The sequence below is a fragment of the Streptomyces sp. NPDC048419 genome, from assembly GCF_043200415.1.
Taxonomy (GTDB): domain Bacteria; phylum Actinomycetota; class Actinomycetes; order Streptomycetales; family Streptomycetaceae; genus Streptomyces.
Map to the genome: position 1 here is coordinate 413,816 of NZ_JBICXT010000004.1, position 22,436 is coordinate 436,251.

A 22,436-nucleotide genomic window follows, 5' to 3' on the forward strand; every position below is an offset into this window, starting at 1 on the left:
CGCGGTCCCCTCCTGGCCGTCGTCGTCACCTGGCACGATGGCCTCATGGGGAACGCACTGCTGCAGTCGATACACATCTACCCGGTGAAGGCGTTCCGGGGCCTCGCGCCCCGGGACGCCGTCGTGGAGCCCTGGGGGCTGGCCGGGGACCGGCGCTGGACGCTGATCGACGACGGGGGAAAGGTCGTCACACAACGTCAGCAGCCGCGCCTTGCGCTTGCCGCCGCCGAGTTGCTGCCCGGCGGCGGCCTTCGCCTGTCCGCGCCGGGCATGGATCCGCTGACCGTGCCGGTGCCCCGGCCGGTCGGCACCGTGCCGGTGGAGATCTTCGGCGACAAGGTCGAAGGAGTCCTCGCCGAGGACGCGGCCGTCCACGCCTGGTGCGGTGACTATCTCGGCGCCGAGGTGCGCCTGGTACACATGGACGATCCGGCCACGCGCCGGCCCGTGGACCCCGAGTACGCCCGCCCGGGCGAGACGGTCAGCTTCGCCGACGGCTATCCACTGCTGCTCACCACCGGCGCCTCGCTCGACGCCCTCAACTCCCTGATCGCGCAAGGCCCGCGTGCGGCCGAGGGCCCGCTGCCCATGAACCGGTTCCGGCCGAACGTGGTGGTACGGGGCACCGCCGCCTGGGCGGAGGACGACTGGTCCCGCGTCGCCATCGGCGAGGTCACCTTCCGTGTCACCAAGATGTGCGGGCGGTGCGTCGTGACCACCACCGACCAGGACTCCGCCGCACGGGGCAAGGAGCCGCTCGCCACGCTGGGCCGCCACCGCCGCATCGACGGCAAGCTCGCCTTCGGCCAGAACCTGGTGCCCCTGACCACCGGTACGATCCGGGTCGGCGACGCGGTGACGGTTCTCGACTAGCGGCCACAACCGACAGTCCTCGTCCGCAGGCCCGACGGCTCCGAAGCGGCCCGCGCGGAAAGATCGGAACGTGGTCCCGCAGGCGGGAACCAGGCCCGGGGGCCCGTGCGTTGAGTTTCGTGAGAAGTTCATGAGAGGCCGTGGAGCGGGTGATTTCGCTCTCTCTTCGACCAGGCCGGCACGTGAACTGCTCACCCGGGGGTTAAGACGGAGCGGGAAGGGGGTGCGGGACTGTGCGCACAATCAGTGGACTCTGGCGCTGGCGGCACAATCCGCTGCGCCGCACGAGCGATCTGGTCGAGGCCTGGCTGGCCTTGGTGGTGCTGCTGCTGATCCTCGTCGCCGCACCCGTGATCGGCTCCTTCGTCGGCGGCATCGCCCAGGACGCCCTCCAGCAGTCCGTCCGCGATCAGCGCGCGGCCCGTCACCTGGTGACGGCCACGGTGGTGCGCCAGCTGGACCGCTCCCCGCTGGACACCGACCCGGAGACGTCCTCGGCACGCGATCTGCGCAGCCGCGTGATCGCCGACTGGACCGCGCCGGACGGCTCCGGTCACCACGGCGCCGCCATGGCGGAGCTCAAGTCCCCGCACCGCGGCGACCACTTCGACATATGGACGGACCCGCACGGCCGGATAGTGGCCCGGCCGCTGGACCCGGCGACGGCGACGACGCATGCGGTGCTCGCCGGGTTCGGTGCCGCGATGCTCACCGCGGGCGTCATCGAGGGTGGCCGCCGGCTCATCGTCTGGCGCATGACCCGTCGCCGGTACGCCCGTTGGGACCAGGCCTGGGACAAGGCGGGCCCGGACTGGGGCAGGACCGGCGCGGGCAGCTGACGGCCTTCCCGCTCTGGTCAACCCACCACCCCCGCGCACGCTACGGTGGAGCGGCCGATCCCTTCGGCATCAACCCGCGTAACACGAGGTGGGGGGCACAGCAGCGCCATGGCACAGGGCACGGTCCAGGTGACGCACACCGGCACATCGAGGTGGCGGCGCCGCACGGGTGAGTACACGTCGCTCGCCGCCGCCCTGGAGGCCGCCGCGGACGGTGACATCCTCACCGTCGCCCCCGGCACCTACCGGGAAAACCTCGTGGTGCAGCGGTCGGTGACGCTGCGCGGGCCCGAGGGCTCCCCCGGTTCGGTGCGGATCGCGCCCGCGGACGGGGTGCCGCTGACGGTGTGCGCCTCGGCCGTGGTCCAGGACCTGCATGTGGAGGGCCAGGACGGGGCGGCGCCCGCCCTGCTGGTCGAAGAAGGCACTCCGGAGCTGCTGGACATCAGGGTCGTCACCCGGTCCGCGGCCGGGATCGAGGTGCGCGCGGGCGCGCGGCCCACCGTACGGCGCTGCACCGTCGACAACCCGTCCGGCATCGGGGTGGCCGTACTCGACGGCGGGGGCGGGGTGTTCGAGGAGTGCGAGGTCGTGGCCGCCGGCCAGGCGGGCGTCGCGGTCCGCGGCGGCGCCCACCCGCGCCTGGAGCGCTGCCGTATTCACCACGCCGCGGGGGCGGGTCTGTCCGCGACCGGTGAGAACACCGCGGTGGAAGCGCTGGGTTGTGAGATCTACGAGGTCCGGGGCAGCGGCGTGCAGATCACCGGCCGGGCCACCGCGCACCTGACGGACTGCGATGTGCACCGCACCACGGCGGACGGCGTCACGCTCGACACGGACGCGGTGCTCACCCTGGCCGACTGCCGTATCCACGACATCCCGGAGAACGCGGTCGACCTGCGCTCCCGCTCGGTGCTCGCCCTGACCCGCACGACGGTGCGTCAGTTCGGGCGCAACGGCCTGTCGGTGTGGGATCCGGGCACGCGCGTGGACGCCAACCAGTGCGAGATCTTCGACAGCACCGGCGACTACCCGGCGGTGTGGGTCAGCGACGGCGCCACGGCCGTGCTGGAATCCTGCCGGGTCCACGACGTGCCGGACGCCCTGTTCGTGCTCGACCGCGGTTCACGCGCGGACGTCGTCGACAGCGACCTCTCCCAAGTGCGCAACACGGCCGTGTCGGTGAGCGACGGCGCCACCGCGCAGCTCGACGACTGCCGTATCCGGGACGCCGCGACGGGCGCCTGGTTCCGCGACCACGGCAGCGGCGGCACCCTCAACAGCTGCACCATCGACGGCACCCAGACCGGCGTGATCGTCACCAAGGGCGCCGACCCCACCATCGAGCGCTGCACGGTCGACTCCCCCGCGGAGGCCGGGTTTTACGTGTCGGCGGGCGGCCGCGGCAGCTTCCTCGGCTGCCGCGTGACCGGCAGCGGCGGTTACGGCTTCCACGTGATCGACGGCAGCCGTACGACGCTGAGGAAGTGCCGTACGGAGCGGTGCGCGCGCGGCGGTTACGAGTTCGCGGAGGGCGGCGACGCGGCCCCCGGCACCGGCCCCGTCGTCGAGGAGTGCACCAGCGACGAGAGCGCGGGCCTCACACCGCCCACCGCCCCCGAAACCGCGGTGCAGACGGCCGACCGGTCGCCCGGTCTGCTGGGCGCCATCCCCGGCCAGCGCACCACCGAACAGGAGCCGCTGATCGCCGTCGCCCAGCCCGAGCCGCCGGCGCGGACGTCGAAGGACGTCCTCGGTGAACTCGACGCGCTGGTGGGCCTGGAGAGTGTCAAGCGCGAGGTGCGGGCGCTGACCGACATGATCGAGGTGGGCCGGCGCCGCCAGCAGGCGGGCCTGAAGGCGGCCTCCGTCAAGCGGCATCTGGTCTTCACGGGCTCGCCCGGCACCGGCAAGACCACCGTGGCCCGGCTCTACGGCGAGATCCTCGCCTCCCTCGGCGTGCTGGAGAAGGGCCATCTCGTCGAGGTCTCCCGCGTCGACCTGGTCGGCGAGCACATCGGCTCGACCGCTATCCGCACCCAGGAGGCCTTCGACCGGGCGCGCGGCGGCGTGCTGTTCGTCGACGAGGCGTACGCGCTCTCCCCGGAGGACTCGGGCCGGGACTTCGGCCGGGAGGCCATCGACACCCTGGTGAAGCTGATGGAGGACCACCGCGACGCGGTCGTGGTGATCGTCGCGGGCTACACGGCCGAGATGGAGCGGTTCCTTTCGGTCAACCCCGGTGTGGCGTCCCGTTTCTCACGGACCATCACCTTCAGCGACTACGACGCGGACGAGCTGCTGCGGATCGTCGAGCAGCAGGCCGACGAGCACGAGTACCGGCTCGCGCCGGGCACCGCCGAGGCCCTGCTGAAGTACTTCACAGCGATCCCCAAGGGCCCGGCGTTCGGCAACGGCCGCACCGCCCGCCAGACCTTCGAGGGGATGGTGGAGCGGCACGCGAGCCGGGTCGCCCAGTTCGAGGAGCCCACCACCGACGACCTGACCCTCCTCTACGCCGAGGATCTGCCCGAGTCCTCCTGAGCGCCCGCCGCTGGCCGCGGGGTCGGCAGCTCCGGCCGCAGCCGGGCCAGCAGCCGCTTCCGCTCCTCGGCGAAGGCCGGATCGGCCTGGTAGTCGGAGTGGCCCAGGATCGGCGCCGGCAGGGGGTCCGCCGCGGTGCGGCCGTAGGCGAGGGGGTCCTTCAGCGGCGGGCGGTCCACCTCGGGGCCGCAGTCGCCGGGCAGCCGGACGGGGCCTCCGATGGGGTCGGTGAGCCGGTGCAGGTTGCGCCAGCAGTCGACGTCGTGGTGCAGCGAGGTGAGCGCGGCAGGGCCGAAATGGGCCGGGAACCAGCGCCCGTAGAGGCGCTCGATCGGGGAGCCGTAGGTGAGCAGGGCGACCCGTTTGCGGTCGGACGGCTTGAGCTGCCAGGCCGCGGCGGCCGCGAGCACGCTGCCCTGGGAGTGGCCGGAGATGACGAGCCGGCCGCCGGTGGCGCGTGTCCAGGTCGCCATCCGCCAGGTGAGGTCGGGGACCGCACGTTCGGCGTAGCAGGGCGGGGCGAACGGGTGGGCGGCGCGCGGCCAGAAGGTGCCGACGTCCCACAGGATGCCGATGGTGCGCCGGGCGGAGGCGTCCTTGTAGGCGCGCCTGCCCCAGGTGACGAAGAGTATGAAGCCCAGGCCGATCAGCCAGGAGCCCAGGGCCTGCGCGGTCTGGGCGGTTCCGTCCACGAAGGCGTACGCGTCCCGTGCGGCCGGGGCGGGGGCCTCGTCGGTCATCGTCGCGCCGACGATGGCTCCGGCACCCAGCAGCAAGGTCGTGACGGCGACGACGGCGATCAGTAAGGGTGCGCGGTCGGTGAGCGTGGCCAGCGCGCGCGTGGAGGCGATACGGCTGGTGCGGGCGGCGTCCCTGGGCTCTTTGGGGTAGTCCAGTTGCACCTCGCCCAGTTCGGCGCGGCGCAGCAGCCAGGCCCGCCGGCCCAGCCAGCCGCAGAACGCGAGCAGCACCAGGAGCAGGACGGGGATCACGGAGGCCTGCCAGGTCAGCAGGACCGGCGGGCCGACGAGGAAGGTGCCCGTGCCGTCCAGCCAGTCCGACACCCGCTGGGCGACCCCGCCGGACATCACGCCGCCCAGGGCGCAGGCGAGCGTGGCGACGGCCGGGCCGGCCAGGCCGTGCAGGGCGGCGCGCCGGTCGGGGCGGGTGCGGTACAGCACGCGGGCGACCACGGCGAGGGCGATCACGAGGGCGCCCTGGACCACGGCGATACCGCCGAAGGTGATGCCGCCGCCGAGCAGCCGGCCCGTCGAGTGCCAGCCCGGCCGCTCCCAGCCGGCGTAGAGCGCGGAAAGCAGGAGCAGGACGAGCGCCGCGAGCGGCAGGCGCCGTACGAGATGCCCGTCGAGCTGCCGGTCGAGGCGGTTCTCGCTGCGGCCGCGGCGGCAGACTACCCACAGGACCACGACGGCTGAGGCGAGGATCCCCGCGAGGAGAAGCCGGCCGAGGGTGTCGAGGGCGGTGGGTCCGCCGGGTGTGCGGTCGTAGCGCGCCGCGGACGAGCCGACCGCCGCGGCGACCGTCAGCAGGCCCGCCGCGGTGTGGGCGGCACGCAGGCGGGCGACCAGCCGGCGGCCGTACCAGAAGCCGGGGCTGCCCAGGCCGCTGCGGCTGGTGTCCTCGTCCGGTTCGGCCCGGTGGGGCATCGGCTGCACCGACTCGTAGGCGCTCCAGGTGCGGCGGGAGAGGTACCACAGCAGGCCGGTGAGCGCGGCGGGCACCACGGCCGCGAGCGCGAGGCGGCGGCCCGGCAGGCTCCACCAGCCGTCGTGCGACACGTCGGGCGACAGGAAGCCCAGCCAGGAGTGCCGGTCGGCGCACGCGTGCGTGCCCGCGCACTGCCAGGCCGCCAGGTCCAGGGCCACCTCGCACGCGGCCGCGACGAGCAGCACCGTCAGGCTCAGCCCGGCGAGCCGCACCAGCAGCCCGTACAGCCGGACCGTCCGTTTGCGGCCGTGGGTGTTGGGGCGCATCCAGTGCGCGAGGTTGACGACCATGAACGGCAGCAGCAACAGCCACAGGGCGCGTGCGCTGTTGCCGGAGGTGAGGTTGCACCAGACGTACGCCTCCGGCACCGGCCTGCCCCGGTAGTCCTCGGGCCTGCTCTCGGCGTCGACGTCCTCGGCGCGCCGGAAGACGGCCGCCGTGTCGTCACCGGTGATCCGCACCGTGCTCGGATCGTTGAGCATCTCCTGGGGCGTCGTGCCGCCCACGCCGTGGACCAGGAGTTCCAGGGCGGTTGCGGATGTTTCGGTCCCCTGGGCGGGGCCGTCGGTCGAGACCCGTTCCTGCGCACGTTCCACTGTTCGCCCTTCCCCCGTGACGCGCCGTCGGCTTGTGTCCGTGCGGGCACAAGGATCTCCGCTCTGAGCAGCGCTTACACCCGTGAGCACGGAATCTCCCCGATCCGGGTGACATGCGGGGAACAGATGTGGCCACGGTGACATGCGCGCGTCGGGTCAGTGGCGTGGCGGGTGCCCACCCGTGCGAGGATGGGACACCCGCGCACCGGGGCTTGGAGGAACGTCCTTGTCGGAGCAGGTGTGCGCGGCGTGTCGGGCGGCTTGAGGCGAAAGGACCGGAGCGTACGTGAGTGAGAATCAGAACCTCCTCGCGGAGCAGCGGCGCTCCCTGATCCTGGAGGAGGTCCGGCGCCGGGGCGGGGTCCGGGTCAACGAGCTGACCCGCAAGCTCGGCGTGTCGGACATGACCGTGCGCCGCGACCTCGACGCGCTGGCCCGCCAGGGCGTCCTGGAGAAGGTGCACGGCGGCGCCGTACCGGTCGTGGAGGCGAGCACCCACGAGCCGGGCTTCGAGGCCAAGTCGGGCCTGGAGCTGACGGCCAAGGAGGACATCGCGCGCTCGGCGGCCCAGCTGGTCGCGCCGGGCACCGCGATCGCGCTGTCCGGCGGTACGACGACGTACGCGCTGGCGCATCAGCTGCTGGACGTGCCGGACCTGACGGTCGTGACCAACTCGGTGCGGGTGGCCGACGTCTTCCACGCGGCGCAGCGCACCACCGGGCCCCGGCAGGGCGCGGCCACCGTCGTGCTGACGGGCGGGGTGCGCACGCCCTCCGACTCGCTGGTGGGGCCGGTGGCCGACCAGGCGATCGCGGCGCTCCACTTCGACGTGCTGTTCCTCGGTGTGCACGGCATATCGGTCGAGGCCGGCCTGTCGACGCCGAACCTCGCGGAGGCCGAGACCAACCGGCGCCTGGTGCAGTCGGCGCGGCGGGTCGTGGTCGTCGCCGACCACACCAAGTGGGGTGTGGTGGGCCTTAGTTCGTTCGCGGCCCTTGAGCAGGTCGACACGCTGGTGACGGACGCGGGACTGCCGGGAGACGCGCGCGAGGAGATCTCCGAGCACCTTCCCCAGCTGGTCGTGGCGGGCGAGCCGGAGAACTGATCCCCGCCGCGGGGCAGACAACTGACGGGCCGTCAATTACCGTGATGGCGCCCGGTCGACCACCATCCCTCGCCGAGGAGTTCGCGCCCATGGCTCGCCGTCTGCGCTCCGTCGGGCTCGACTTCGTCGAGACCGCGCCCGTACGTCTCGTCTTCACACGGGAGATCAAGGCCGCACCGGGGGCGGTGTTCGGTGCGCTGGCCGAAAACGTGCCCGGCTGGACGGAGTGGTTCGCGGCGGTGACGCTGGCCCGGCCCTTCGACGACGGCACCCGGCGCGAGGTGCGGCTCAAGGGCGGCATCCGCTTCGAGGAGACGGTGCTCGCGGCGAAGGAGGCGGAGCTGTACGCCTACCGCGTCGACACGACCAACGCGCCCGGCATGCGGGCCCTGGCCGAGGAGTGGCGCCTCGCTCCGGCCGGCACCGGCACGCGCGTGCAGTGGACCTTCGCCGCCGACGGGACGGCGCCGTTCCGTCTCGTCCTGAAGGCGGCCCGGGCGGGCCTGGGCCGGTCCTTCCGAGATGCGATGGCATCACTGGACCGGCGCCTCGCCTCCTAGCGGCTTCGGCCCCGGCACCTCGGCCGCGGGCCCTCAGTCGGGCCACACGCCCGTCTGAAGCAGGGAGCGGATCGCCGTCGTGTACGGCTCGATGTCCAGCCCCTGATCCGCCAGCCAGGCGTCCGAGTAGTACTTGTCCAGATACCGGTCGCCCGGGTCGCACAGCAGCGTCACCACGCTCCCCTGCCTTCCCTGCGCCACCATCTCGGCGACGATCTTCAGCGCGCTCCACAGTCCGGTGCCCGTCGAGCCGCCCGCCTTGCGCCCGATGGCCCGCTCCAGGGCCCGTACGGCGGCGACGCTCGCCCCGTCGGGCACCTTCATCATCCGGTCGACGGCGCCGGGTACGAAGCTCGGTTCCATACGGGGGCGGCCGATGCCCTCGATACGGGAGCCGCAGTCGCAGGTGACGTCCGGATCGCCGGTGGTCCAGCCCTCGAAGAAGCAGGAGTTCTCGGGATCGGCCACACAGATGCGGGTGTCGCGCTGGGTGTAGTGGACGTAGCGGGCGATGGTCGCGGAGGTGCCGCCGGTGCCGGCCGTCGCCACGATCCACGCGGGTTCGGGGAACCGTTCGAGCTCCAGCTGGCGGAAGATGGACTCGGCGATGTTGTTGTTGCCGCGCCAGTCCGTGGCCCGTTCCGCGTAGGTGAACTGGTCCATGTAGTGGCCGCCGCTCTCCACCGCCAGGCGGGCCGACTCCTCGTACATCCTGCGTGAGTCGTCCACGAAGTGGCACTGCCCGCCGTGGAACTCGATCAGGCGGATCTTCTCGGCGCTCGTCGTGCGCGGCATGACGGCGATGAAGGGGACGCCGATCAGTCCCGCGAAGTACGCCTCGGAGACGGCCGTCGAGCCGCTGGACGCCTCGATCACCGGGCGGCCCGGCCGGATCCAGCCGTTGCACAGGCCGTAGAGGAAGAGCGAGCGGGCGAGCCGGTGCTTGAGGCTGCCGGTCGGGTGGGTCGACTCGTCCTTGAGGTACAGGTCGATCCCCCACTTCTCGGGCAGCGGGAAGCGCAGGAGGTGGGTGTCGGCCGAGCGGTTGGCGTCGGCCTGGACCTTGCGGACGGCATCTTTCAGCCAGTCGCGGTAGGCCGCGTCGCTGTGGTCGACGTCGAGGGTCTCGCCGGACCGGGTCTGCTGGGGGGTGCTCACGACGGGGTGCTCCTTACGCTGGGCGCCGACGGCGCGTCGCGCGGCCGACGCATCGATCATAAGCACCTTCCACACGCTTCTCACCTGCATAAACGCACCTTTGGGCGCCCCAAAGAACCGCCTTGGGCCCAGGGATGGCGGGCATGGGGGCGCATTCGCGCGAGTGCTCCGTGCGCCGAGGCCGAGCGTGCCGTGCGTACTGGTGCTCGACGCCGGGTGCGTGCAGACTGCACCGCGGGTGCGGGCGAACCGCACCGGACGGGGGCGCACACTGGACCTCGACACGAGCTGGATCATGCCCCACCCAGGCACTCGGTCCAGCGCACCGGACGCGCACAAGGGGGCGGCGGCATGGCGGAGCCGGAGTTCACGGCCACGGGGGTGCGGATCGGCAAACGGCTGCGTTCGCTCACCCGGGCCGGGCAGGTCCGGATCAGCGACGGCAGGCTCGCGTTGCTCACCAGTTACGGCACCGAGATCGACAGTGCGCCGGTGCAGGCGGTGCGCGCCTCAAAACCCTGGTTCGCCGCGGAGGACCGGGCGCTCGCGGACCTCAACGGCAAGCGTTATCTGCTGACCCTGGGCGACCATGACCCGGCACCCGGCGAGGCGGGGCCGCCTGCCGCACGCCGGTTCATCGAGGCCGTGCGCAAGGCCGCGGGGCGCGGCGCCTGAAAGGCCCTCCGGGACCACGACCCGGGACGGCTGCCGGGGACCGCGGCGGCGGACCGCACCCTCCGATCGGCTCAGCCGACGGCGAGTTGCGCTACCGCGCCCCCTGCGTCACGCTGGTCTCACGTCACTCTGGGTTTACCGGCGATAACGCTGCGAACCAGCCGCCGGGCACGACAGCAGGCAGCCGTTCCACTCAGGCTCTGCTGGATCCGTCTTCCGTGTTCTTCCGGACCTCTTCAGTCGGGGAGTCGCAGCCGTGATCAGTCACCCAAGCAGGCACTGCACGGTAGAGCTGCAAGCCCTGCCGTCGCGGATCGGCCAGGTCCGCAGAATCGTCTCTGCGCAGTTGCGCTACTGGCATATGGACTCGCTCATCGACCGGGCCGCGCTCGGTGTGACGGAACTGCTGACCAACGTCCACCTGCATGCCCAGCCCGACAAGGTGTGCACCGTGGAGATAGAGCTGCTGCTGGACCGGCTCATGGTCTCGGTGCGGGACCACGACCCCCGGCTGCCCGAGGTCCGGGACGTGGAGTCGTCGGCCACCACCGGGCGCGGGCTGGCCATGGTGGCCGCGGTGAGCGAGAGCTGGGGCGTGCGCCCGGACGGCGAGTCGGGCAAGGTCGTCTGGTTCACGCTGCCCACCACCCCGGCGCCGGTCGCGCCGCCGGCCCGCCCTCAGCGCAGTACGGCCGAGAAGCCGGCCCGCCGCTTCGTGGAGGTCGAGCACGCCGTCGACGGCCACAGGTCCGCACATGCTCCCGCCCGGTCCGCCGTTGCCGGCTGACCGGGCGGTGACCGGTCGATCGCCTTCGGCGGCGCGTCGGCCGCAGTGCAGGTCGGCGGGCCCGCACCGTCGACGCCATCGACCGTCAACCCCAAAGCCCCTGTAGGTGCCCGGAGTTACTCCGTGGCGATGGCGCGCAGTACGTCCAACCGCGCCGCCCGCCGGGCCGGGCGCCAGCCCGCGAGGGCTCCTGCCACCAGACCCACCAGGGCTACGATCGCGAGCTGTACGGGCGGGATCGCGAAGGCGAAGGCGCTGTCGCTCGCGCCGTCCGAGGCCTTGACCAGGACCCAGCCGAGGAAGGCGCCGAGGCCGAGGCCGCCGACCGTGCCGAAGGCGGCGACGAGCACCGACTCCCAGCGCACCATGGCCCGTAGCTGCGAACGGGTCTGGCCCACAGCCCTGAGCAGGCCCAGCTCGCGGGTGCGTTCGTGGATCGCCAGGGTCAGGGTGTTGGCGATGCCCAGCAGGGCGATGAGGACCGCGAGGGCGAGCAGGGCGTAGACGAGGGTGAGCATCATGTCGATGCCGCCGGCCGAGGACTGCGCGTAGTCGTCGCGGGTCTGCACCTCGGGGCTGCCGTAGTGCACGGTGACCTTCTGCACGGCGGCCTTGCCCGCGTCCGTGCTCACGCCGTCCTTGAAGGAGACGGCGACCAGGGTGTCGGAGTCCTGGGTGCGGTGCGGGGCCCAGGCGGCGCGGGTGATGACGTAGTCGCCGGCGAGTTCGGACTGCCCGTAGACCGCGCGGACGGTGAAGGTCTGCTTCTTGCCGTCGGTGAAGGTGAGTTGGGCCTTCCCGCCGGTGGTGAGGTGCTGCTTGTCGGCCTGCGCCTTGGTGACGGCGATGCCGTCGGTGCTGAGGTCGCGCAGGGAGCCGTCGACCTTGCCCAGGTCGAAGGTGCGCTCCAGGGCGACGGGGTCGGTGACGGTCAAGGCCCGCCCCTTACCGTCCACTTGGGCGACTCCCCGGCCGAGTCCTACGGCCGTGTCGACCTCGGGAAGCTGTTGGATCGCGCCGGCGAGGTGCGGGCTCAGACCGCTGCCGCCCGCGCCGAACGACGGGGTGCTGACGGCGACGTCACCGGCGAAGGACCGGGACACGGTCTGGTCCATGGTCGCCTTCAGCGAGGCGCCGAAGACGGTGAACAGCGAGACGACCGCGACTCCGATCATCAGGGCGCTCGCGGTGGCGGCGGTCCGCTTGGGGCTGCGCAGGGCGTTGCGCCGGGCGAGGCCGCCGGTGACGCCGCGGAGCTTGCCGAGGGGGCCGCCGAGGATGCGTACGGCCGTGTTGGAGGCGACCGGGCCGAGGACCACGAAGGACGCCAGGGCGAGCACAGCGCCAAGTCCCGCCATCCACAGGGACGGTGACACCAGGACCCCGCTGAGCGTGGTGGCGGCGGCCAGGGCGGCGAGGCCCATGCCGGTGACGGCGCGTGTGCGGGAGGCGCCGGAGGCGTCGACGGCCGTCTCGCGCAACGCGGCCAGCGGGGCGGTGCGGCCGGCGCGTGCGGCGGGCAGCAGCGCGGAGCCGAGGCAGACCACGATGCCGACCGCGAGCGGCAGCACCATGGACAGGACGCTGATCACCAAGTTGCCGTCGGGGAAGGGGAATCCGATGGCGGGGAACAGCGCCTGGAGCCCTGCGGCGATGCCGATGCCGCCCGCGAGACCGGCGACCGAGGCGGTCACGGCGACGACGGTGGCCTCGGCCAGGGTGGTGGCGGTGACCTGGCGGCGGGAGGCGCCGAGGGCCCGCAACAGGGCGTTCTCGCGGGTGCGCTGGGCGACGACGATCGCGAAGGTGTTGTGGATGGAGAACGTCGCGACCAGCAGGGCGATGCCGGAGAACACCAGAAGGAAGGTGGTGAAGATGGTCAGGAACTGGCTGGAGATCATGTCGGTGTTCTCCTGGGCCGACGCCTGACCGGTGATGGCCTCAACGCCCTTGGGCAGCACGGGCGTCAGCCGGTCGACGAGTTCCTTCTCGCTCACACCGGGTCCGGCGCGCACCTTGATGCTCGCCGCCTCGCCGGGCCTGGCCGTGAGGTACTTCTCGGCGTCGGCGCGGGTCATGCCGGTGAAGGTCACCTGCGCCATGCCGTCCTCGCCGCCGAAGGTCGCGAGGCCTACGACGGTCACCTTGACCGGGTCGGGGGTGCGCAGCGTCGTCGTGTCGCCGATCTTCAGGTCGCCCTTCTTCGCGGCGCCGCGGTTGACGACGACCTCGCCGGACTTCTGCGGGGCGCGGCCCTCGGCGAGCTGGTACGGGTTGAGCTCGGTGTCGGTGATCCAGTTGCCGGCGAGGGTGGGCGGGCCCTGTCCGCCGATGGGTTTGCCGTTCTTGCCGACGAGTTGGCCGGCGCCCTCGATGTCGGGTGCGGCGGCCGCGACACCCGGCACGTCGTCGAGGGTGCTCACCAGATCCGTACGGACGGGCTGGCGTACGCCCTGGCTGTCGCCGGGTGTGGTGATGGCGTCGGCGCTGCGCACCACGGCGTCCGTGCCGCTGGTGGCGCTGCCGAACATCGAGTCGAAGCTGGCGCGCAGCGTGTCGCCCATGACGAGGGTGCCGGCGAGGAAGGCGACGCCGAGGAACACGGCGAGGAAGGTCCCGGCGAAGCGTCGTTTGTGGGCGCGCAGGGAGGACACGCTCAGACGTACGGCGGCGTTCATGAGGGCACCTCGAAGGCTTTCATACGGTCCAGGACCTTGTCGGCCGTCGGGGATTCCATCCGGTCGACCAGGCGTCCGTCGGCGAGGAAGACGACCTCGTCGGCGTGGGCGGCGGCCACGGGGTCATGCGTGACCATGACGACCGTGCGGGAGGTCTGGCGCACGGCCCGGCCGAGCAGGCCGAGGACCTCGCCGCCGGAGCGGGAGTCGAGGTTGCCGGTGGGCTCGTCGGCGAAGACGACGTCCGGCTGCCCGGCGAACGCCCTTGCCACGGCGACGCGTTGCTGCTGACCGCCGGAGAGTTCGGTGGGCCGGTGGTGCAGTCGGTCGCGCAGGCCGACGACGTCGATCAGCGCGTCGATCCACTCCGGGTCGCCGTTCCCGCCCGCCAGGTCCAGCGGCAGCGTGATGTTCTCGGCGACGGTCAGCGTGGGCACCAGGTTGAACGCCTGGAAGACGAAGCCGACGCGGTCGCGGCGCAGGAGGGTGAGGCGGCGGTCGTCGAGGCCGCCCAGGTCGGTGTCGCCGACGTAGGCGGCGCCAGAGGTGAGCGTGTCCAGGCCGGCCGCGCAGTGCATCAGGGTGGACTTGCCGGAGCCCGAGGGCCCCATGATCGCGGTGAAGCGGCCGACCGGGAAGTCGACGCTCACCCCGTCCAGGGCCCTCACCTCGGTGTCGCCGCGACCGTAGACCTTCACGGCGTCGACGACGCGGGCGGCCGTCCGCACGGTGGTCGCGGTCGTCACGCCGCACCACCCTTCGTACGGCCGAACTGCTCGTCCAGGACGGACAGCCGGCGCCAGTACTCGTCCTCGTCGATCTCGCCGGACGCGAAGCGGCGGCCGAGCACGGCGATGGGCGAGTCGCCGGTGGGGCGGCCGTCCGCCATGGCGCGCCACGGGCCTCCGCGTCCGCGTCCGCGCCACACGGTGCGGCGCAGCAGCGTCACGGCGCCGACCACGACCGCCGCCCAGATCAGCGGGAACAAGAGGATCCAGGGCCCGGGGCCGTCACCGTGCCAGTTCGCGAGTGTCTGCATCTCGAGTCATCTCCCAGATGGGTGTTCCGGTGTTCCGGTGATGTCTCGAGGCTCCCGCCGGAGAGGGGTCCGGGTCGTCGTACGGCCAGCGGCCCTGCGCGTACCTCCCGGGGAGTACGCGGGGCCGTTTGCGCTGCTTCCAAAGACCTCGACTTCTGTAACTACTAGTATGTACAGTGACTGCGTGAGTACCTCGGAGAGCACGTCGGAGCGGTTGATCGAGTCCACCCGGGAGCTGCTGTGGGAGCGCGGTTACGTGGGCACCAGCCCCAAGGCGATCCTCGAGCGCTCGGGCGCCGGGCAGGGCAGCATGTACCACCACTTCAAGGGCAAGCCCGATCTCGCGCTGGCCGCGATCCGGCGGACGGCCGAGGAACTGCGCGCTACCGCGGAGGGAGTACTACGCGGGCCAGGGACGCCCTACGAGCGCATCGAGGCGTATCTGCGGCGCGAGCGCGACGTGCTGCGCGGCTGCCCGGTGGGGCGGCTGACGATGGATCCGGACGTCATCGCCAGCACCGAACTCCGGGCGCCGGTCGACGAGACGCTCGACGCGATCCGCGAACTGATCGCAGGGATCGTCGAAGAGGGCAAGGAGCAGGGGCAGTTCGCGCCGTCGCTGGACGGCGAGGAGATCGCCGCGACCGTCCTCGCGACCGTCCAGGGCGGCTATGTCCTGGCCCGCGCCTCCGGCTCACCCACGGCCTTCGACGCCGGTGTCCGGGGCCTGTTGTCCCTTCTCGCCCCCCGATAGGAGCACACACAGGTGCACATCACGAGCAATCGTCCCGACACGCAGCAGGGTCCCGCGGAGAACTTCACCGGTTCGGTGTGGCTCGACGAGATCGCCGCGCCCGCGGCCCCGTCCCGACTGCGCGTGTTCAACGTCCACTTCACGCCCGGCGCACACACCGCCTGGCACCGCCATCCGCGCGGCCAGGTCCTGCACGTCCTGGAGGGCGAGGGGCTGGTGCAGCGCAAGGGCGGTGACGTCGAGGCGATCCGCGCGGGCGACACCGTGTGGATCGTGCCGGACGAATGGCACTGGCACGGCGCCGGGCCGCGCACCTTCATGACGCACCTCGCGGTCGTCGAGGCCGCGAAGGACGGCACCACCACGGAGTGGGACGCGCACGTCGGCCCGGACGAATACCCCGCCGGCGGTTCGCCGGACACCCCCGCCTGAGGAGGCATCCGATGCACGCCATGCAGTACGAGCTGACCCTGCCCGCCGACTACGACATGGGCATCGTCCGCGGTCGCGTCGCCCGCGTGGGGCATCTGCTCGACGACTGGGAAGGCCTCGGTTTCAAGACCTATCTGCTGCGCGAGCGCGGGGTGAACGGCTCGCCGGTCAACCAGTACGCGCCCTTCTACCTCTGGAACACCATGAAGGGCATGAACGCCTTCCTGTGGGGCGGAGCCTTCCAGGGGCTCAGCAACGACTTCGGACGGCCGTCGGTCCGGCAGTGGAGCGGTCTCGCCTACGAGGAGGGCGGCGCCGCCGGGTCACCGGCGCGGTTCGCGGTGCGGCGGCGTCGATCCGTCCCGGACGGCTTGGAGTTGGCCGAGTTGATGGCGGAGGCGGTGGCCGAGGTCGAGCGGCTGGCCGGTGAGGACGGGGCCGTCCTGTCGGCCGCCGCCGTGGACACGAGCCGCTGGGAGCTCGTCCACTTCTCGCTCTGGGAGCACGACACGCCCAAGGCCGACGGCGACGTCTTCGAGGTGCTGCACATGTCGGCCCCGGGGCGGGACCGGCTGCCGCGCGGGAGGCAGTGGTGAGCGGCGTCCGTACGGTGCTTGGCGACATACGGCCCGAGGAGCTGGGCGTGACCGACGCGCACGACCATCTCTTCATCAGCAGCCCGCAGTTGCCCGGCCAGGAGCTGAACGACGCCCGCGCCGCGCGGGCCGAACTGGAGGCGTTCGGCGCGGTGGGCGGGACGGCCGTCGTGCAGTGGACGCCGTACGGGATGGGGCGGCGGGCCGCCGACCTGCCCGCGCTGTCCCGGGCGACCGGTGTGCACGTGGTGTGCGCGACCGGACTGCACCAGGCGGCCCACTACGCGCCGGAGTTGCTCAAGGAGGTGCGCGGAAACCTCGCCGAGGTGTTCGTCTCGGAACTCACCGAGGGAATCGGTACGTCGGGGGTCCGCGCCGGGCTCATCAAGGTCGCGGGCGGCTTCCACGCCCTGGATGCGCACGCCCGCTGGACGATGACCGCCGCGGCCGACGCCCACCACGCGACGGGGGCGCCGATCGCGGTCCACCTGGAGCTGGGCACGGGCGCGCTCGACGTACTGGACCTGCTGTGCGGCGAGTTGGGGGTTCCGGGGAAACGTGTGATCCTCGGGCACCTGAACCGCTCCCCCGACCTCACAGTGCAGCGCCAGGCGGCCGAGGCCGGCTGCTGGCTGGCCTTCGACGGCCCGTCCCGCGCGCATCACGCCACCGACTGGCGCATGCCGGATGCCGTACGGGCCCTGGCGGAGGCCGGGTTCGGCCGCCGGCTGCTGCTCGGCGGCGACACCGTCGTCGCCGGGGCGCGGTCGGTCGACGGCGGGCCCGGAATGCCGTACCTGCTGCGGCGTGTGCGGCCGCGTCTGGAGGCCGAGTTGGGCAAGGAGGCCGTGGACCGCATCCTCACCGAGAATCCCGGCCGGGCCTTCGCCGCGGACTGGCGCTGAGACGGGAGGGACCTGGACGGAGTCAGCGGCAGAGGGCGTCGAGGTCGCCCGAGAAGGCCGGGAACTCGGCCTGGGCCTCGGCTAGTTCGGTCAGAACCGGACCCGGGCGCGACGCCTGCGGTGAACGGGTCGACGGGCAGCTCGCGTTCACCGCGCCGGGCGTGCACCTCGTCGCTCCACTCCGGTGACCCGCGCTCGCAGCCGGCGGCCCGCACCCTCGTGCGGCGGCGAGCCGCGGTCGCCGTGGTCGGTCGCTTGGAACGTCCCAGCCGGCGACCAGGCACCCTCAAGCCGGTGCCCCAGGCCCGTCCCACCAGTGACCCGACCCGTCAGAGCCGTCGACCCGAACCGTCGAGCCCATGACCTGCGTCCCTGGAGTCGGCCCGCGCCATCAGAGCCGGTGGTCCGCGTCGTCGTGGCCCGGTCGGTCGAGTTTGGCGTACTCGACCGCGATCTGGGCGCCGAGACGGGCGTTGTTCTTGACCAGGGCGATGTTGGTCTGGAGGCTTTCGCCTCCGGTGAGTTCGACGATTCGGCCGAGGAGGTACGGCGTGGTGTCCTTGCCGGTGATGCCGGCCTTGTCCATCTCGGCCAGGGCCCGTGCGATGACGCCGTCCATGCGCTCGGCGGGGACCTCCTCGTCCACGGGCACGGGGTTGGCGATGCTGACACCGCCGGGGATGCCGAGATCCCAGCGGGCGTGCATCACGGCGGCGATCTCGGCGGCCGAGTCCACGCGCATGGGCGAAGTGAAGCCGCTGCGGCGGGAGTAGAAAGCCGGGAACTCCTCCGTGCCGTACGTGAGGACCGGGACGCCGAGGGTTTCGAGGGTCTCCAGCGTGAGGCCGATGTCGAGGATGCTCTTGACGCCCGCGCTGATCACCGCGACGCCGGTGGTGGCCAGTTCGGTCAGGTCGGCGCTGATGTCGAACGTCGTCGGCGCGCCGCGGTGCACACCGCCGATGCCGCCGGTGACGAAGGTGCGGATGCCGGCGAGGGCGGCCAGCCGCATGGTCGCCGCGACGGTCGTCGCGCCGTGGGCGCCGCGCGCCATCACGTACGCGAGGTCACGGACGCTGGCCTTGGTGATGTCCGGCGCGGTCGCGAGAAGCTCCAGGTCCTCGGGGGTCAGGCCGATGCGGGGACGGCCGTGCAGCACGGCGATCGTCGCGGGGACCGCGCCGCCGTCGCGGATGATCTGCTCGACCTCCACGGCCATCCCGACGTTCTGCGGATACGGCATGCCGTGGCTGATGATCGTCGACTCCAGCGCCACGACGGGACGCCCGTCGCGCAGCGCCTCGCGGACCTCGTCGGTCAGCACCAGCCGCGGGTGCGGGACAGAGGTCGCGGCGTTCGGGGCGGGGGCGGGCGTGATCATCTCGGGCTCCGGATCGGGTTGTTCAGGCCGGCTGGGCAGGCGATCGGTTGTTCAGGCATGCGTAGGCGCCGTGCTGTCGTCGAGTACGTCTCCGATCAGACGCGGCGTCAGGTCGGGTCGTACGGTCGCCGCGCTCGCGACCGTGAGGGCTGCGGCGGCATGTCCGAAGCGGGCGGCGTCCACCGGATCGCGGCCGTCCAGCAGGGCGTGGACGAACGCGGCGAGCATCGCGTCGCCGGCTCCGGTGACGTCGGCGACCTCGGCGGGCGGGGCGGCCAGGAACCGCGCGTCCTCGCCCGCGGAGCTCAGCACGCTGCCGCGGGCGCCGAGCCGGACCCACACGTGCCGCACACCGCGGGAGTGCAGCGCGCCGGCCGCCGCCACGACCTCGCCCTCGCTGTCGCCGACGAACTCGCCGAGCAGGGAACGGAGTTCGTCGAGGTTGGGCGTCAACGCGAAGACCGGGCGCCGGGTGCTGAGCAGCGGCGCGAGGAAGGCCGCCTTGGGTGCGCTCACCGGGTCGATCACCACCGGCACGTCGGCGGGGTGCGCGACGTCCATCGCGTGGGCCAGTACGGCGGCCGGGAGGTTGCCGTCCAGGACCAACATGTCGGCATGGGCGATGAGTTCGCGGGCCGGGTGCAGGTCCTCCGGTGCCAGGGCTTCGGTGGCGGCCATGTCCGCGACCGCCACGACGAGGTCTCCGTCGGCGTCCAGGACGGCCGTGTACGTTCCCGTCGGATGGGTGCTGCGGTGCACGTGGTCGAGGCGCACACCCGCCGCCGCGGTCTCCGCGAGCAGCCGTTCGCCCGCGGCGTCCCGGCCGACGGCGGCGATGAGGTGCGTCGGGGTGCCGAGCCGCGCGAGGTTCTCCGCGATGTTGCGGCCGACGCCGCCCGCCGTGGTGCCGGCCCGGCCCGGGTTGCTCGTCCGCTGCCGTACGGGAGCGAGGCTGCGCACCTTGACGTCGGTGTTGGCCCCGCCGACGACCACGACGGCGTTCTCCTCGCGGAGGATGTAGCCGCGGCCGAGGATGGCGCCCTTCTTGCCCAGGTTGGACAGGTGCACGTTCACCGCGGCCCGGGTGCTGCCGAGGGCGTCGGCGATCGCCTGCGGACCCGCCAGCGGGTCGCGGCGCAGCAAGGCGATGATCTCGCGCTCCCGCTGGGTCAGCATCATACTGACCAAACTAAAGGGCCTTTATTGGAGTAAGCAAGGGGTGAGCGGAAGGGCGCTCCCAAGAGGTGCGCCGAAGTGGCGGACGGGCTCAGGTCCGTGCCGTAGGCACTCAGCCCGCGCCCTTCCAGGCATCGAGCCGCGCCACCCGCTCCACGTTCTCCCGATCCTCGGCGTCCTCGCTCGCCGCGGCGGCGAACCACGCGTCGAGGATCTCCTTGAGCAGCGGCTCGGACGTCAGGCGCAGGCTCAGCGCCAGCGCGTTCGCGTCGTTCCAGCGGCGGGCGCCCTCCGCCGTGCAGGCGTCCGTGCACAGGGCCGCACGCACGCCTGGCACCTTGTTCGCCGCGATGGAGGCGCCCGTGCCGGTCCAGCAGCACACGACCGCCTGGTCCGAGGCGCCCTCGGCGACCTCGCGGGCCGCCGCCTCGGAGCACGCGGCCCATTGGGGGTCGTCTCCGGGGCTCAGTGCTCCGTGCGGTACCACCTGGTGGCCGCGCCTTCGTAGCTCCGCGACGAGCAGGTGCGCCACGGGTTCGTCCATGTCCGAGGAAACGGAGATCCGCATGCTCGGAGACTAACGCCGTGCGACGCCCGCTCCCAGTGCACGACAGGCCGTTACGACAGCGCACCCAGCGGATCGTCCAGCACCGGCTGCCACGCCAACTCCGCCGCGCCCACCAGGCTGTTGTGGTCGAGGGTGCAGGGCAGGATGGGGACGCCGCCGCTCTGGCCCCACAGGCTGCGGTCGGCGACGACGGCGCGCAGGCGCCCGGGGTCGGCGTCGAGGAGTGTGCGGTGCAGGCCGCCGAGGATGATGCGGTCGGGGTTGAGGATGTTGACCAGGCCCGCGAGACCGAGGCCGAGGCGGTCGATGAGTGCCTCGGTGGCGGTGCGGATGGACGGGTCGTCGTAGTGGTTGCGGATCAGGTCGATGGCCTGCTGCAGGAGCGAGACCTCGGGGCCGGGGTCGCGGCCGGCCGCCGTGAGGAAGGCCAGCGGGTCGGCCTCGACGTCGAGGCAGCCGCGGCTGCCGCAGTGGCAGGGCCGGCCCTCCGGGTTGACGGTGAGGTGCCCGACCTCGAGGGCCAGGCCCGAACTGCCCGTGTGCAGGCGGCCGTCCAGCACGAGCGCGCCGCCCACGCCCCGGTGCCCGGTGGCCACGCACAGCAGGTCCCGGGCGCCGCGGCCGGCCCCGTGCCGGTGTTCGGCGAGGGCGGCGAGGTTGACGTCGTTGCCCGCGAAGGCGGGTCCCTCGATCCCGGCCGTACGCACGCATTCGGCGAAGAGCCGGCGGACCGGCGCGCCGACGGGCCACGCCAGGTGCAGGGGGTTGAGGGCCAGGCCGTCCGGCTCGGCGACGGCGGACGGCACGGCGAGTCCGGCGCCGACGCAGCGCCGTCCCGTCGTGTGCAGCAGCTCGGAGCCCGCCTCCACGACGGAGACGAGGACCTTGGCCGGGTCGGCGTCGACGGTCTCGCAGCCCGGCGCGGTGGCGACGATCCGGCCGCCGAGGCCGACGAGCGCGGCGCGGAAGCCGTCGGCGTGCACCTGGGCCGCCAGCACGACCGGCCCGTCCTCGGCGACCGCGAGCCGGTGCGAGGGCCTGCCCTGCGAACCGGCCGCCGCGCCGGGCCGGGCGTCCACCCGGATCAGCCCGAGGGCCTCCAGTTCGGCGGCGACCGCACCGGCGGTGGCCCGGGTGACCCCGAGTTCCGCGGTGAGCACGGCCCGGGTGGGCGCACGTCCGGTGTGCACGAGCTCCAACGCGGGCCCGAGCGCACCGCGCCCCCGGTCCAGCCGCGTCCTCGAGGTGGTCCCTTCCCCCGCCGTCCGGGGGTCCGCCTTGCCGCTCATGAGGGCGAGTCTCCCATGATCCGCAGGTGCGCCGGCTACAGGCCGCTGACTCTGAGCGTGATGTTCAGACGTCCCGTCAGCCCCAACTCGGGCGGTGCGGTGCCCGGCTGCACCTTCGGCACGCCGTGGTGGGCGAGCCGCGAGGGTCCACCGAACACGAACAGGTCGCCGCTGCGCAGCTCCACATCGGTGTAGGGCCGGGTACGCGTCTCGGGGTTGCCGAAGCGGAAGACGCAGGTGTCGCCCAGGCTGAGCGACACCACCGGGGCGTCCGACTTCTCGTCGCTGTCCCGGTGCATGCCCATGCGGGCGTCGGCGTCGTAGAAGTTGATGAGCGCGATGTCGTACGCCGCGGCCGGTTCGCCCAGGAGGTCGTGTGCCGCGCGTTCGCCCAGCGCGTCCCGGACCGCGCGGCGGCCCAGTTCGCCCAGCCGGCCGGGGAACGGCTTCACGGGTGCGCCGTCGCCGTCGGCGACCGTGCGGGCGTAGGCGTACGGGTACCAGTGCCAGCCCAGGCAGACCTGCCGGGCGGTCATCGTGCCGCCGCCGGGAGTGCGGACCGTGCGCAGGCCGGCCGGTGGGCGGGCCCACTCGCGGCAGGCCCGGAGCATGTCGCGCTGTCCGTCCGCGTCCAGCCAGTCGGGCACGTGCACCGCGCCCGGCGCGACCTCCGTACGCTCGCGGGGGAACAGCTCGGCATCCATGCCTTCCATCCTCCCCCACCGGCCGTGAGCTGCGGCTCGGCTAGCCTGG

The 22,436-nt window shown here is 72.7% G+C and carries 21 protein-coding genes; 11 read left to right on the forward strand and 10 right to left on the reverse strand.

Annotated elements, in window-relative coordinates; genetic code table 11:
* Nucleotides 1-45: 45 nt before the first annotated feature.
* The 3 genes from ACGFYN_RS12255 to ACGFYN_RS12265 all read left to right on the forward strand — a co-directional run bounded on the left by ACGFYN_RS12255 (nt 46) and on the right by ACGFYN_RS12265 (nt 4,256).
* Entirely contained in the window at nt 46-873 is an 828-nt protein-coding gene (locus ACGFYN_RS12255) for an MOSC domain-containing protein (protein WP_393865708.1), read from the forward strand.
* Nucleotides 874-1,106: 233 nt separating this feature from the next.
* Nucleotides 1,107-1,712: a hypothetical protein gene (locus tag ACGFYN_RS12260; protein ID WP_393865709.1), complete on the forward strand. Its 606-nt coding sequence runs from the start codon at nt 1,107-1,109 to the stop codon at nt 1,710-1,712.
* 108 nt (nt 1,713-1,820) lie between these two features.
* Nucleotides 1,821-4,256, forward strand: coding sequence for a right-handed parallel beta-helix repeat-containing protein (locus tag ACGFYN_RS12265; protein WP_393865710.1), 2,436 nt, complete (start codon nt 1,821-1,823; stop codon nt 4,254-4,256).
* Here ACGFYN_RS12265 and ACGFYN_RS12270 read toward each other — a convergent pair.
* On the reverse strand, nt 4,226-6,580 hold the full coding sequence (locus ACGFYN_RS12270) for a hypothetical protein (protein WP_393865711.1): 2,355 nt from the start codon (nt 6,578-6,580) through the stop codon (nt 4,226-4,228). The two genes, ACGFYN_RS12265 and ACGFYN_RS12270, sit on opposite strands and share 31 nt — an antisense overlap.
* Nucleotides 6,581-6,866: 286 nt before the next feature.
* Here ACGFYN_RS12270 and ACGFYN_RS12275 point away from each other — a divergent pair, with 286 nt between their 5' ends.
* Together ACGFYN_RS12275 and ACGFYN_RS12280 are read left to right on the forward strand one after the other, a co-directional pair.
* Nucleotides 6,867-7,685, forward strand: coding sequence for a DeoR/GlpR family DNA-binding transcription regulator (locus ACGFYN_RS12275; protein ID WP_393865712.1), 819 nt, complete (start codon nt 6,867-6,869; stop codon nt 7,683-7,685).
* Between the two features lie 89 nt (nt 7,686-7,774).
* Nucleotides 7,775-8,245 carry an SRPBCC family protein gene (locus ACGFYN_RS12280; RefSeq protein WP_393865713.1) on the forward strand — a complete coding sequence of 157 codons (471 nt, stop codon included), beginning with the start codon at nt 7,775-7,777 and terminating at the stop codon, nt 8,243-8,245.
* 33 nt (nt 8,246-8,278) lie between these two features.
* On the opposite strand, the gene ACGFYN_RS12285 is transcribed toward ACGFYN_RS12280, so the two are convergent.
* Entirely contained in the window at nt 8,279-9,403 is a 1,125-nt protein-coding gene (locus ACGFYN_RS12285; protein ID WP_393865714.1) for a PLP-dependent cysteine synthase family protein, read from the reverse strand.
* A 351-nt stretch (nt 9,404-9,754) separates the two neighbouring features.
* Here ACGFYN_RS12285 and ACGFYN_RS12290 point away from each other — a divergent pair, with 351 nt between their 5' ends.
* Together ACGFYN_RS12290 and ACGFYN_RS12295 are read left to right on the forward strand one after the other, a co-directional pair.
* The gene (locus ACGFYN_RS12290) at nt 9,755-10,078 is read left to right on the forward strand and encodes a hypothetical protein (RefSeq protein ID WP_393865715.1); all 324 of its coding nucleotides are present in this window, start codon (nt 9,755-9,757) and stop codon (nt 10,076-10,078) included.
* A 256-nt stretch (nt 10,079-10,334) separates the two neighbouring features.
* Complete coding sequence (locus tag ACGFYN_RS12295; RefSeq protein WP_393865716.1) at nt 10,335-10,865, forward strand: ATP-binding protein; 531 nt, start codon at nt 10,335-10,337, stop codon at nt 10,863-10,865.
* 116 nt (nt 10,866-10,981) lie between these two features.
* On the opposite strand, the gene ACGFYN_RS12300 is transcribed toward ACGFYN_RS12295, so the two are convergent.
* Genes ACGFYN_RS12300 through ACGFYN_RS12310 form a run of 3 tightly spaced genes read right to left on the reverse strand, consistent with a single transcriptional unit; the run spans nt 10,982 to nt 14,582 of the window.
* Nucleotides 10,982-13,543 (reverse strand): ABC transporter permease, encoded by a 2,562-nt coding sequence (locus ACGFYN_RS12300; RefSeq protein ID WP_393865717.1) that lies wholly within the window; start codon nt 13,541-13,543, stop codon nt 10,982-10,984.
* The gene (locus tag ACGFYN_RS12305; protein ID WP_393865718.1) at nt 13,540-14,289 is read right to left on the reverse strand and encodes an ABC transporter ATP-binding protein; all 750 of its coding nucleotides are present in this window, start codon (nt 14,287-14,289) and stop codon (nt 13,540-13,542) included. Before ACGFYN_RS12305 ends, ACGFYN_RS12300 begins: the two co-directional genes overlap by 4 nt.
* Nucleotides 14,286-14,582 carry an SHOCT domain-containing protein gene (locus ACGFYN_RS12310; protein ID WP_393865719.1) on the reverse strand — a complete coding sequence of 99 codons (297 nt, stop codon included), beginning with the start codon at nt 14,580-14,582 and terminating at the stop codon, nt 14,286-14,288. The genes ACGFYN_RS12305 and ACGFYN_RS12310 overlap by 4 nt, the downstream gene beginning before the upstream one ends.
* A 169-nt stretch (nt 14,583-14,751) precedes the next feature.
* Between ACGFYN_RS12310 and ACGFYN_RS12315 the strand changes: the two genes are divergently transcribed.
* Genes ACGFYN_RS12315 through ACGFYN_RS12330 form a run of 4 tightly spaced genes read left to right on the forward strand, consistent with a single transcriptional unit; the run spans nt 14,752 to nt 17,269 of the window.
* Nucleotides 14,752-15,336 carry a TetR/AcrR family transcriptional regulator gene (locus tag ACGFYN_RS12315; RefSeq protein ID WP_393865720.1) on the forward strand — a complete coding sequence of 195 codons (585 nt, stop codon included), beginning with the start codon at nt 14,752-14,754 and terminating at the stop codon, nt 15,334-15,336.
* Nucleotides 15,337-15,348: 12 nt separating this feature from the next.
* A complete protein-coding gene (locus ACGFYN_RS12320) occupies nt 15,349-15,768 on the forward strand; it encodes a cupin domain-containing protein (RefSeq protein ID WP_393865721.1) in 420 nt (139 codons plus the stop codon).
* An 11-nt stretch (nt 15,769-15,779) separates the two neighbouring features.
* Nucleotides 15,780-16,364 (forward strand): DUF4865 family protein, encoded by a 585-nt coding sequence (locus tag ACGFYN_RS12325; protein WP_393865722.1) that lies wholly within the window; start codon nt 15,780-15,782, stop codon nt 16,362-16,364.
* Nucleotides 16,358-17,269, forward strand: coding sequence for a phosphotriesterase (locus ACGFYN_RS12330; RefSeq protein ID WP_393865723.1), 912 nt, complete (start codon nt 16,358-16,360; stop codon nt 17,267-17,269). The genes ACGFYN_RS12325 and ACGFYN_RS12330 overlap by 7 nt, the downstream gene beginning before the upstream one ends.
* Before the next feature lie 391 nt (nt 17,270-17,660).
* Here ACGFYN_RS12330 and ACGFYN_RS12335 read toward each other — a convergent pair whose 3' ends face one another.
* The 5 genes from ACGFYN_RS12335 to ACGFYN_RS12355 all read right to left on the reverse strand — a co-directional run bounded on the left by ACGFYN_RS12335 (nt 17,661) and on the right by ACGFYN_RS12355 (nt 22,387).
* Nucleotides 17,661-18,650: a pseudouridine-5'-phosphate glycosidase gene (locus ACGFYN_RS12335; protein WP_393865724.1), complete on the reverse strand. Its 990-nt coding sequence runs from the start codon at nt 18,648-18,650 to the stop codon at nt 17,661-17,663.
* 51 nt (nt 18,651-18,701) lie between these two features.
* The gene (locus tag ACGFYN_RS12340; RefSeq protein ID WP_393865725.1) at nt 18,702-19,829 is read right to left on the reverse strand and encodes a PfkB family carbohydrate kinase; all 1,128 of its coding nucleotides are present in this window, start codon (nt 19,827-19,829) and stop codon (nt 18,702-18,704) included.
* Nucleotides 19,830-19,938: 109 nt separating this feature from the next.
* Nucleotides 19,939-20,394, reverse strand: a complete 456-nt coding sequence (locus ACGFYN_RS12345) for an RpiB/LacA/LacB family sugar-phosphate isomerase (protein ID WP_393865726.1) — start codon at nt 20,392-20,394, stop codon at nt 19,939-19,941.
* 50 nt (nt 20,395-20,444) lie between these two features.
* Nucleotides 20,445-21,683 carry an ROK family protein gene (locus ACGFYN_RS12350; RefSeq protein ID WP_393865727.1) on the reverse strand — a complete coding sequence of 413 codons (1,239 nt, stop codon included), beginning with the start codon at nt 21,681-21,683 and terminating at the stop codon, nt 20,445-20,447.
* Nucleotides 21,684-21,718: 35 nt separating this feature from the next.
* Nucleotides 21,719-22,387, reverse strand: a complete 669-nt coding sequence (locus ACGFYN_RS12355; protein WP_393865728.1) for an alpha-ketoglutarate-dependent dioxygenase AlkB family protein — start codon at nt 22,385-22,387, stop codon at nt 21,719-21,721.
* Between the last annotated feature and the right edge of the window lie 49 nt (nt 22,388-22,436).

What these genes read in the sequence shown, in the direction of transcription:
- ACGFYN_RS12255 (WP_393865708.1), top strand. Translation starts at nt 46, where the DNA reads ATGGGGAACGCACTGCTGCAGTCGATACACATCTACCCGGTGAAGGCG.
- ACGFYN_RS12265 (WP_393865710.1), top strand. Translation starts at nt 1,821, where the DNA reads ATGGCACAGGGCACGGTCCAGGTGACGCACACCGGCACATCGAGGTGG.
- ACGFYN_RS12280 (WP_393865713.1), top strand. Translation starts at nt 7,775, where the DNA reads ATGGCTCGCCGTCTGCGCTCCGTCGGGCTCGACTTCGTCGAGACCGCG.
- ACGFYN_RS12290 (WP_393865715.1), top strand. Translation starts at nt 9,755, where the DNA reads ATGGCGGAGCCGGAGTTCACGGCCACGGGGGTGCGGATCGGCAAACGG.
- ACGFYN_RS12300 (WP_393865717.1), bottom strand. Translation starts at nt 13,543, where the DNA reads ATGAACGCCGCCGTACGTCTGAGCGTGTCCTCCCTGCGCGCCCACAAA.
- ACGFYN_RS12310 (WP_393865719.1), bottom strand. Translation starts at nt 14,582, where the DNA reads ATGCAGACACTCGCGAACTGGCACGGTGACGGCCCCGGGCCCTGGATC.
- ACGFYN_RS12315 (WP_393865720.1), top strand. Translation starts at nt 14,752, where the DNA reads ATGTACAGTGACTGCGTGAGTACCTCGGAGAGCACGTCGGAGCGGTTG.
- ACGFYN_RS12325 (WP_393865722.1), top strand. Translation starts at nt 15,780, where the DNA reads ATGCACGCCATGCAGTACGAGCTGACCCTGCCCGCCGACTACGACATG.
- ACGFYN_RS12335 (WP_393865724.1), bottom strand. Translation starts at nt 18,650, where the DNA reads ATGATCACGCCCGCCCCCGCCCCGAACGCCGCGACCTCTGTCCCGCAC.
- ACGFYN_RS12340 (WP_393865725.1), bottom strand. Translation starts at nt 19,829, where the DNA reads ATGATGCTGACCCAGCGGGAGCGCGAGATCATCGCCTTGCTGCGCCGC.
- ACGFYN_RS12345 (WP_393865726.1), bottom strand. Translation starts at nt 20,394, where the DNA reads ATGCGGATCTCCGTTTCCTCGGACATGGACGAACCCGTGGCGCACCTG.
- ACGFYN_RS12350 (WP_393865727.1), bottom strand. Translation starts at nt 21,683, where the DNA reads ATGAGCGGCAAGGCGGACCCCCGGACGGCGGGGGAAGGGACCACCTCG.
- ACGFYN_RS12355 (WP_393865728.1), bottom strand. Translation starts at nt 22,387, where the DNA reads ATGGATGCCGAGCTGTTCCCCCGCGAGCGTACGGAGGTCGCGCCGGGC.